Here is a 9,509-nt window from a genome sequence, read left to right on the forward strand (position 1 = left end):
CTCCATCACCGTCGATGTCGTGTCCGATGTCGTCTGCCCCTGGTGTTTCATCGGCCAGAAGCGGCTGGACAAGGCCATTGCTTCTGTAGGTGACGTCGACGTGCATGTCCGCTGGCGGCCGTTCCAGCTCGATCCGACCATCCCGCCAGAGGGTATGGATCGCCGCCAATACATGCTCGGCAAATTCGGCAGCGAGGAACGCATCCGCGAGATCCACGCCCGCATCGAGCCGCTCGGCGAGGCCGAGGGCATCCATTTTGCATTTGCTGCCATCAAGGTCGCCGCCAACACGCTGGATGCTCACCGCGTCATCCGCTGGGCGGGAGCCGCGGGGGAAGATGTGCAGAACCGGTTGGTGCGCCGCCTCTTCCAGCTGAATTTCGAGGAAGGCGTGAACATCGGCGATCATGCCGTGCTGGTAAAGGCGGCCGGCGAAGCCGGCATGGATGCCTCCGTGGTCGAGACGCTGCTGCCGACCGATGCCGACGTCGAGGCGGTCCGCAACGAGATCGCCACCGCTTCGCGCATGGGCATCACCGGCGTGCCCTGCTTCCTGCTCGAAGGCAAATACGCGGTGATGGGCGCGCAGGATGCCGACACGCTTGCCGACGCGATCCGCCAGGTGGCGCAGGCCAAGGCGCGCGGCGGTCAGGTTCGGTGCCGTGCGCCTTCCGCCAATGGAACATTCAGTTGGCGGTTTCCAACTCGCCGCGCGCTTTTCCTGGGATTGTGCTCCTACTTCGCGGTCGCTTTGGCCTTGCTCAAGAAGAAGCCGTGGCCATTGCTGCCCGTGCAGCTTAATCCCTTCGTCGACGACTGGCAGGAAAACGGCCCCTTGCTCCAGTTGTTGCCGTAGCCAAGCTTGTTCACGTCGCTGCAACAGCCCTGCTCGCCGGGATTCTTGATCAGCGTCGCCGGCCCTTTCGGCCCCAGGATTACGGTCACATAGCTCGGCTCGACCCGCGAGCAGGAGAGCTCCGGCCCGCCATCCTGCGGCTGGTAGGTGCTGGTGCCGCCCTTCGGCGTATAGATGCAGCCGATATTGCCGGATGGCGTGTTGAACTCGACCTGGCCCTCGGCGCTTGCCGGAATGGTCTGGCTGGCGGCGTGCGCCGCGGACGTCCAGGTGAAAATGCTGAGCAGCGCGGCAGCGACTGTCCGTGCAGGCATGTCATCCCCCTCGACATAAACCATCGCTTGGCAAGTTCGGCCCGGGGAACCGCGTTGTCAAATCCTCTTCCGCCGCCCGACACGATCTGGTGAATCGCCTTGCACGCCGCGCTGGGCTACGATGGCCGAGGGTTTAACTGATTTGAGGGGCACCGAATGGCGGTCAGGCGTCGCGCATTGTTGCTGCTGTGCTTGCCTTTCGCCTTCGGCCTTCCGCTGACATTGCAGCGCGTATCCGCCGAGGAGGCCGTCATGTCGGCGACCTTTGAAGGCAAACCCTGGACAGCGTCCTTTACCCTTGCCCAGACGATGCAGATGGGCGGCAAGCCTATGCTGAACCTGTCGGGGACCGAGCAGGGCTTTCCGACCAAGACCTTCAATTCGATGCTGGCGCTCAAGGATCCGAACGACCTTGCCGGCAGCTACAAGCTCAAGACCGGATCCGGCGCGAACAGCGCCAACTTCAACATTCTCGATTCCGGCGCGATGGTCGGCCATGTCCGTTTCGCCAGCGGCGAGATCGTCATCGACAAATACGATGCAGCCGCAAAGACCATTTCCGGTCATTTCAGTGCCTCGGGAAAAGACGAATCGGGCAAGCCTGAAGAGCTCGCGGACGGTAAATTTTCGGGCATTCAGGTCACCGCGCAGTAATCATTTCGGCTGATCGGCGCCTCTCTTCGTTCACGAAGCCGTGTTTTTTGCTTCCCCAAGGGAAGCTTTTCGCCGACTGGCGCAATCGCCTTTAACACACTGGAATAAAAGGCGAAATCAGAGCAGCTAACGATCCCTGGGCTCGGCCTTTCTGTTGCCCTCGCGCCACGGCGGATAACCCTGTTCACATTCGCCGGCAGAAAATTAATGGAAAATGATCAATTGGTGTTACCCTGTGTAACAAAACTAGAAAGGTTTGGGCGGGATCGTGACTGAGGTCGGTAGACCGCGGCGTACAGTACCGGAGCAAATATCCAGCGAGGCAAAGGCCTCGTCCCTGACGCCGGTATCGTCGATGCGTACATTCTGGGGGCTGATGCGAGCCTACTGGTTCTCCGACCGCTGGAAGGAAGCCTGGACCCTCACCGTCGTCATTGCGCTGCTGACGGCATTGTCCAGCAAGGCTGGCGTCTGGTTTGCCATGGCGTTGGGCGAGTTGGGCAATTCGATCGCCTTCCTCCACGACGCCGCCAACACCCACCCGTTGCAGACCATCCTGACCAATGCCGGCATATTGGTGCTGCTGGTCGTGCTGAAGGATGCCGGCTTTACCGGCGTGCGCAATCTCGTTTCGACGACCTTGCATCGCAAATGGCGGGGTTGGCTGAACAACCAGTTCAACCAGGCCCTGCTCGACGGCAACCATACCCATTTCCACGCCCAGCACGGTTCGGCGGCCGGCGGCATCGTCGCTCCGGACAACATCGACCAGCGTATCCAGGAATCGATCAAGGACATGACCGGCGGCGCTATCGGCCTCGCCATGGGCGTGCTGGGTGTCGCGACTTCGCTCTACTTCATCGGTGAAAACCTGATTGGGTCCTCGGTCGAGGTCAAAGGCCTGGAATTCCTGGGCAGCTACGGCACCGCGGTGCTGGCATTCCTTGCCGTCGCCATCTACGTGCCGCTGAACACCTGGATCGCGGTCAAGCTCGGCCGCCTGCTCGAGCGGCTCAATGTGCGCATGCAACAGGCCGAGGGCAGCTACCGAAGCGAACTGACGACGTTCCTGCGCCGCAGCTTCCACGTCGCCGCCTCGCATGGCGAGGGCGTGCAGAAGTCGATGCATGACCGGCTCTATGTCGATATCGACAAGACATGGGGGCGGCTCAACATCGTCAACACCAGCTACACGTCGTTCGAGCTGATCTACAATTTCGTCGGCGCCCGCATCGTCGCCTACTCCCCGGGCCTCGTGTCGTTCATCCACAACCGCCTCGACTACAAGGGCTACATCACCGGCTCCGAAATGGTCGCCCAGTTGATCAGCCAGTGTTCGTGGTTCATCCATGTGATGCCGGCGATTGCCACGCTGCGGGCCAACAGCCAGCGCGTCACCGAACTCGCCAACGCCATCGAGAACGTCCAGCACCCACAGGAATTCTATCAGCAGACGGGCCGCTCCGACTTCAGCTACGCCACCCAGAACCCGGTGTTCGGCCTCACCATCCAGAAGCTCGAGCTGGCGCATCAGGGCGAGGATGCGACGCCCTTCCTCAGCGCCGCCAATCTACGTTTCCGTCGCGGCGAATGGACCTTCCTCAAGGGCGAGTCCGGCTGCGGCAAGACTTCGCTTATCAAGGCGATTAACGGCCTGTGGCCATATGGCCGCGGCACCATCGTTTTCCCGGAAGGCGTGACGAGCTTCTACGCCGCCCAGGAGGTCAAGCTGCAGCAGGTCTCGCTGAAGCAGCTAGTCTGCCTGCCGGGTTCCGAGAACGACCATAGCGACACGCAGGTCGCCGCGGCCCTGCACAAAGCCGGCCTCGGCGACTTCATCGGGCACATGGCCGACGAAAGCCGTGAGGGCAAGGTCTGGGACCAGGTGCTTTCGGGCGGCCAGAAGCAGAAGCTGGTGGTCGCTCGCATCATCCTGCGGCAGCCCGGACTTCTGTTCCTCGACGAGGCGACCGGCGCGCTCGATCCCGAAGGCAAGATCGCCTTCCACCAGGCGATCAAGGACAATTGCGCGAACGTCACCGTCATCAGCGTCATGCATGAGGCAGTGCCGCCGCGCTCGCTTACGGGCGAGGATTTCTACCACAGCGTGGTCGCGATCGCCGACGGCGTCGCCACCAAGAAGCCGCTCGCCCCCAGCCTGCCGCGCGAGCTCACCACCATCCTCGCCCAGCCGCCGCGGCCGGCCGAGGACAAATGGCTGCGCTTCCGCCGGCTGAAGCAGAAATAGCAATCAGGCCAAGCTTTTATCTGCTTCCGTGGCTTGGCTGCCGCGGCTGCCGATCACAGTCTCGCGATCCGACCTCCCCTCACCCGATTTCCGAGCTTTTGACAATTGACTCGGCAAAAGGCGCTCCTATGTTGCGCCCGCTCGCCAAATTCAAACTCGAACCCCGCGAGCAGAAAGGTCAACCCGCCATGCCTGGCGACAGTCACAGTCGAACGCAACCGCCGTCCGCCCTGACGTGACCTGATGGCTCACGTCCTGCCGGACGGCAAGGAGTGAGCCATGAACGAATTCGCACCCGTATTGGACGACGAAGCCGTCGCCGTCGCCCGTGTTCTTGCCAACGATCACGTCGCCGACGTCGTCGAAGCCCTCAACCACGAGCCCCGCGAGACAGCCATCGAGCTGCTCTGCGCCGTGCCGTTCGAGCGGCTGGTCGAGATTTTCGACCAGCCGGAGCTCGAAGCGGCACCTGAGCTCGCCGAGGCCCTGCCGCGCCCGAAGGCAAGCAAGCTCCTGACCGCCATGTCGGTCGACCGCGCCGCCGACATCCTGCGCGAGCTGGATGAACCGGCTCGCTCGGAGCTGCTTGGCGCCTTGGCCCCGCCGCTGCGCGCAACGCTGCTGTCCATCCTGGGATATCCGGAAGGCAGCGCCGCCTCGATCATGACGACGGAATTCGTCAGCGTGCCCTCGGATTGGACCGTCGGCCGCACGCTCGACTACATTCGCAAGGTCGAGCGCACGCGCGAGACCATCTACGCCATCTACATCGTCGACCCGGAGACGCAGCTCCTGCTGCGTTCGACCGGATTGCGCCGACTGATCACCGGCAACCCTGAGGATTCGATCCTGTCGGTGGCGCCCGATCGCGTGCCGGTGACGGTGACGCCGCTCACCGATCGCGAGAACCTGGCGCAGACCATCTCCAAATACGACCTGCTCGCCTTGCCCGTGGTCGACCATGGCAGGATCCTCGGCATCGTCACCGTCGACGACATCATCGACACGATGATCGAGGAGACGACCGAGGACGTGCATCGTTTCGGCGGCATGGAGGCGCTCGACGAGCCCTACATGAAGATGAGCTTCCTCGCCATGATCCAGAAGCGCGCCGGCTGGCTCTGCGCGCTGTTCCTCAGCGAGATGCTGACGGCCAACGCCATGCAGAGCTACGAGGGCGAGCTGGAGAAGGCGATCGTGCTGACGCTGTTCATCCCGCTGATCATGAGCTCGGGCGGCAACTCCGGCTCACAGGCGACGTCGCTCGTCATCCGCGCGCTGGCGCTGCGCGAGATCGGGCTGCGCGACTGGTGGCGGGTAGCCCTGCGCGAGCTGCCGACCGGTATGGTGCTCGGCTCGATCCTCGGCATCGTCGGCATCTGCCGCATCACGCTCTGGCAGTATTTCGGCTTCTACGACTACGGCCCGCACTGGATGCTGATCGCGGCAACGGTGGGCGCGGCGCTGGTCGGCATCGTCACCTTCGGCTCGCTGTCGGGATCGATGCTGCCCTTCGCGCTGAAGCGGATCGGCTTCGACCCGGCAAGCGCCTCCGCGCCGTTCGTCGCCACGCTGGTCGACGTCACCGGGCTCGTCATCTACTTCTCGGTGGCGTTGGTGATCCTGCGCGGCACGCTGCTGTAGAAGCATTGCATAACCCGCCGCCGGACCGTGTCGGCGGCGGGTATCTGCGTCATCCAGCCCGCCGGCCATAGATCGCGTCGCGCAGCGCATCCGGGAAGGCGCCCGTCATGCCGGCGATCGCCGTGTTGGTGAGCGCCACCACCGTCAGGTCGAGCGTCGGGTCGACGAACCAGGAATGGCCGTAGACCCCGCCCCATCGCCATGTCCCCGGAGCCTGCGGCGTCGCCGCCACCACCGGGTCGCGCAACACGCCAAATCCCAGACCCCAGCCCCAGCCGGGCATGGTCGTCGCCAGGCCTTCGATCGCATCCCTGGTCATTGCCGCCGCCGTCTCGGGGCGGATAACGGTCCCGTCTGCGCGCCGCAGCGCTTCGAGCAGCTTCAGGACATCGCTGGCCGTGCCATTCATGCCGGTGCCACCGGATGCGAAGGAAGTGGGATCGAAAGCGCGCCCAGGCGTGAACGAGATGGCGCCGTCGCCGAAAGGCACGAGATGATGCTCGCCCATGGCGACGGCCCCGCCAGGGCCGTCCGCGTAAGGCCTCACCAGCCGGGCCTGGTCACGCACGGTAAAATCCGTGTCGCTCATGCCGAGTGGCTTGACGACCAGGCGATCGGCAAGGTCCGGCAAGGTCTCATCCGTGGCTCTCGCCATCGCCTCGCCCAGAACGTCCATGGCCACCGAATAGCCCCAGCCCGCGCCGGGTGCGAAGGACAGCGGCACCGAGGCGATGCGCCTGAGGTTCTCGGCGGAAGACAGACCCGGCTGGTCGAGACCGTCCGAGATGCCAGCCCGCTGATAAGGACCCCCGGTGGGCTGGCGAAAGCCGTAGTCGAGGCCGGCGGTGTGGGTGAGCAAGTGTTGGATGTTCAAGACGGGTTCGCTGCCATCGGCAAGCTTCGGCCGGAATTCCGGGATGAATTTCGTCACCGGATCGGCAAGATCGATCGCGCCGGCCTCGACCAGGGCGAGCGCGGCGGTGGCGACGATAGGCTTGGTCACCGAGGCCAGGCGGAAGATCGCGTCCTGACGCATCGGTTCGTTCGCCTCGCGGTCGGCGAACCCGGCGGCACGGCCATAGAGGATCTCGCCGCGCCGGGCGACGAGAATGACCGCGCCGACGATACGGCGCTCTTCGATCGCGCCATCCACAACCTGATCGACGCGCCGGGCAAAGTTGCGGTCGAGCGGCGCGGCGCTGGCGGACATCGGAGGCTCCCTGAAATCCTGAAATGTCAGACGCGTTCGCCGTTCTTCACGCGATAGGTCGGCTTGTACATCGTCACCAGTTCCTCGGCCGCGGTCGGATGCACGGCCATGGTGCGGTCGAAATCGTCCTTGGTCAGGCCCGCCTTCAGCGGGATGCCGAGAAGCTGGGCCATTTCGCCGGCATCGGGGCCCAGTATATGCGCGCCGATCACCTTCCTGGACGCGCCGTCGACCACCAGTTTCATCAGCATCTTCTCGTCGCGGCCGGACAGCGTGTGCCGCATCGGACGGAACGACGCGCGGTAGATCTCTACATCCGGATAACGCTTGACCGCGTCGTCTTCCGACAGGCCGACGGTGCCGATCTCCGGCTGCGAGAACACCGCGGTCGGAATGGTGTCGTGGTCCGGCGCGGTCGGGTTGTTTTTGAACGCGGTCTCGATGAAGCACATCGCCTCGTGGATGGCGACCGGCGTCAGTTGCACGCGATGGGTGACGTCGCCGATCGCCCAGATGTTGTCGAGGTTGGTGCGCGAATATTGGTCGACCACGATCGCGCCCGCCTGGCTGAGTTCGATGCCAACGCCTTCCAGGCCCATATTCTCGGTATTGGGAATACGCCCGATAGCCAGCATCACCTGGTCGACCGTCAAGGTTTGGCCGGAAGACAGAAACACGTCGAGCCGGCCCTCCGGCGTCTTGCGCACCCATTCCGAAACCGCGGGGCAGACGATCTTGATCCCCTTTTTCTCCATGGTCTCGTGCAGCAAACGGCGCAGGTCCATATCGAAGCGGCTGAGGATCTCCTGACCGCGATAGACCAGCGTGGTGTCGACGCCCAAGCCATGGAAGATGTTGGCGAATTCGACGGCGATGTAGCCGCCTCCCTCGATCATGATCGCCTTTGGCAGCTCCTTGAGGTCGAAAGCCTCATCGGAGAAGATGCAATACTCGTGGCCCGACAGCGCCGGATGCGGCGCCGGCCTGCCGCCGGTCGCGATCAGGATCTGGTCGGCGCTGACCGTGCGGTCCTCGGCGACCAGATAAACGGAATGCGGGTCCACCAGCACGGCGCGCGAGTGAAATGTCTCGCCGCCTGAGCCTTCGACATTTCTCTTGTAGATCGCCTCGAGCCGCGCGATCTCCTTGTCCTTGTTGACGACCAGTGCCTGCCAGTCGAAGCTCGCCTCGGGCACGGTCCAGCCATAGCCGGCGGCGTCGGTGAAATGTTCGGGAAATTGCGACGCATAGACATAGAGCTTCTTCGGCACGCAGCCTCGGATGACGCAGGTGCCGCCGAACCGGTATTCCTCCGCGATGGCGACCCGCTTGCCGAGGGCCGCCGCCACCCGGGCCGCCCTTACGCCGCCGGAGCCGCCGCCGATGACGAACAGATCATAGTCATAACCGGTCATCGCGAGAGCTCCTGCGGATGAGAAAGACGGGGCACAGGTAGGCTGCAAAGCGGCAAAAGAAAAGCCCGGGCAAACCCGGGCTTTGTAGTCCAGCGGCCGTCGGCCGGGTCGATGCGGATCAGTTCTGCGAGTCGTCCGCCGGGGCCGAATTGTCGGCGGGAGCCGAATTGTCCGCCGGAGCGGAATTGTCGGCGGGCGCGGCGGCGTCCGGAGCCGGTGCCGCCGGCGCCGCGGCCTTGGCGGCGGCTGCGATCGTTTCGCCGACCTGCTGGGCGAGGTCGCGGGCAACGCCGTTCTGCCAGATGTCGGCGGCCTTCACGAGGTCGCGCGTCACCGCGGGGCCGCTGTCGAGCAGCTTCTTGCCGGCCGCCGAGCTGTAGAAGGTGGCGATGTCGTTGAGCTCCTGCTCGGAAAACACCTTGGCGTAGGCGAGCGCTGCTTCCTTTTCGAGATCCGCGCGCCGCGGCGCAAGGCCGAGTGCTTTCTCGGCCACCGTCTTGCCGATCAGCTCCTGCATGTCGGGGTTCTTCTGGATCAGCTGCGCTTCGAGCGCGCCGGCCGCCTGCGGCAAGATGTTGTCGAACGTGTCCGTGGCATGGATCGCCGCGACGGCCGCGCGCGCGGCCTTCAGATGCGATTCGCTGACATCCTGCGCGAACGCCGGTGACGACAGCGCAAGCACGGCCGAGGCCGCCAGAAGCATCGAAAAGCGGCGAACTCGTTTATGCAACATCATAGTCGGTAGAACTCCCTGGTTTCAGGCTGCATGGACGGTTTCGATACCGTCGCCGCCGGCGATGATGGCCGTTGACGCCAGCCCGATGAATAGACCGTGCTCGACAACGCCTGGAATGGCGAAGAGAGCATTCGAAAGCGCTCTTGTATCCGGAATGCGGCCAAAAGATGCATCGAGGATAAAGTGGCCGCCGTCTGTAACAAATGGCTGGCCCCCCGTCATCCTCAATGTAACCGGGCCGGAAAGCCCGAGCTCCGCCGCGGCGGCGCCAATCGCGATCTCGGTGGCGCGCAGGCCGAATTTGTTGACCTCGATCGGCAGCGGGAAGCGGCCGAGCGTCCCGACCATCTTGGACTTGTCGGCAATGACGATCATGCGGTCGGACGCCGCCGCGACGATCTTCTCGCGCAGCAGCGCGCCGCCACCGATCAA

General features: G+C 64.0%; 8 protein-coding genes and 1 pseudogene. 4 read left to right on the forward strand and 5 right to left on the reverse strand.

Translation table 11 applies throughout. The features are described from left to right. Window positions 1–646 (forward strand): annotated as a pseudogene (locus FJ471_RS33045) (DsbA family protein); the annotation flags it as partial. An 89-nt stretch (window positions 647–735) separates the two neighbouring features. Here FJ471_RS33045 and FJ471_RS33050 read toward each other — a convergent pair. Further along, window positions 736–1,170, reverse strand: coding sequence for a hypothetical protein (locus FJ471_RS33050; RefSeq protein ID WP_140809876.1), 435 nt, complete (start codon window positions 1,168–1,170; stop codon window positions 736–738). A 252-nt stretch (window positions 1,171–1,422) separates the two neighbouring features. Here FJ471_RS33050 and FJ471_RS33055 point away from each other — a divergent pair, with 252 nt between their 5' ends. The 3 genes from FJ471_RS33055 (at window position 1,423) to mgtE (ending at window position 5,716) form a co-directional block, all read left to right on the forward strand. Then, window positions 1,423–1,824, forward strand: a complete 402-nt coding sequence (locus FJ471_RS33055) for a DUF6252 family protein (protein ID WP_140809878.1) — start codon at window positions 1,423–1,425, stop codon at window positions 1,822–1,824. Between the two features lie 355 nt (window positions 1,825–2,179). Beyond that, window positions 2,180–4,072: an ABC transporter ATP-binding protein/permease gene (locus FJ471_RS33060; RefSeq protein WP_181179923.1), complete on the forward strand. Its 1,893-nt coding sequence runs from the start codon at window positions 2,180–2,182 to the stop codon at window positions 4,070–4,072. A 279-nt stretch (window positions 4,073–4,351) separates the two neighbouring features. After that, entirely contained in the window at window positions 4,352–5,716 is a 1,365-nt protein-coding gene (gene mgtE, locus FJ471_RS33065; RefSeq protein ID WP_140809882.1) for a magnesium transporter, read from the forward strand. A gap of 49 nt (window positions 5,717–5,765) precedes the next feature. On the opposite strand, the gene FJ471_RS33070 is transcribed toward mgtE, so the two are convergent. The 4 genes from FJ471_RS33070 to rpiA all read right to left on the reverse strand — a co-directional run. Continuing rightward, window positions 5,766–6,926 carry a serine hydrolase domain-containing protein gene (locus tag FJ471_RS33070; protein WP_140809884.1) on the reverse strand — a complete coding sequence of 387 codons (1,161 nt, stop codon included), beginning with the start codon at window positions 6,924–6,926 and terminating at the stop codon, window positions 5,766–5,768. A 26-nt stretch (window positions 6,927–6,952) separates the two neighbouring features. Continuing rightward, window positions 6,953–8,341, reverse strand: coding sequence for a glutathione-disulfide reductase (gene gor, locus FJ471_RS33075; protein ID WP_140809886.1), 1,389 nt, complete (start codon window positions 8,339–8,341; stop codon window positions 6,953–6,955). A gap of 118 nt (window positions 8,342–8,459) precedes the next feature. Then, window positions 8,460–9,077, reverse strand: coding sequence for a DUF2059 domain-containing protein (locus FJ471_RS33080; RefSeq protein WP_140809888.1), 618 nt, complete (start codon window positions 9,075–9,077; stop codon window positions 8,460–8,462). A gap of 21 nt (window positions 9,078–9,098) precedes the next feature. Further along, the coding region (gene rpiA / locus FJ471_RS33085; RefSeq protein ID WP_140809890.1) for a ribose 5-phosphate isomerase A at window positions 9,099–9,509 on the reverse strand (411 nt) is incomplete at its 5' end.

Source organism: Mesorhizobium sp. B2-7-1 (genome assembly GCF_006440735.1).
Taxonomy (GTDB): Bacteria; Pseudomonadota; Alphaproteobacteria; order Rhizobiales; family Rhizobiaceae; genus Mesorhizobium.

What these genes read in the sequence shown, in the direction of transcription:
- FJ471_RS33050 (WP_140809876.1), bottom strand. Translation starts at nt 1,170, where the DNA reads ATGCCTGCACGGACAGTCGCTGCCGCGCTGCTCAGCATTTTCACCTGG.
- FJ471_RS33055 (WP_140809878.1), top strand. Translation starts at nt 1,423, where the DNA reads ATGTCGGCGACCTTTGAAGGCAAACCCTGGACAGCGTCCTTTACCCTT.
- FJ471_RS33060 (WP_181179923.1), top strand. Translation starts at nt 2,180, where the DNA reads ATGCGTACATTCTGGGGGCTGATGCGAGCCTACTGGTTCTCCGACCGC.
- mgtE (WP_140809882.1), top strand. Translation starts at nt 4,352, where the DNA reads ATGAACGAATTCGCACCCGTATTGGACGACGAAGCCGTCGCCGTCGCC.
- FJ471_RS33070 (WP_140809884.1), bottom strand. Translation starts at nt 6,926, where the DNA reads ATGTCCGCCAGCGCCGCGCCGCTCGACCGCAACTTTGCCCGGCGCGTC.
- gor (WP_140809886.1), bottom strand. Translation starts at nt 8,341, where the DNA reads ATGACCGGTTATGACTATGATCTGTTCGTCATCGGCGGCGGCTCCGGC.
- FJ471_RS33080 (WP_140809888.1), bottom strand. Translation starts at nt 9,077, where the DNA reads ATGATGTTGCATAAACGAGTTCGCCGCTTTTCGATGCTTCTGGCGGCC.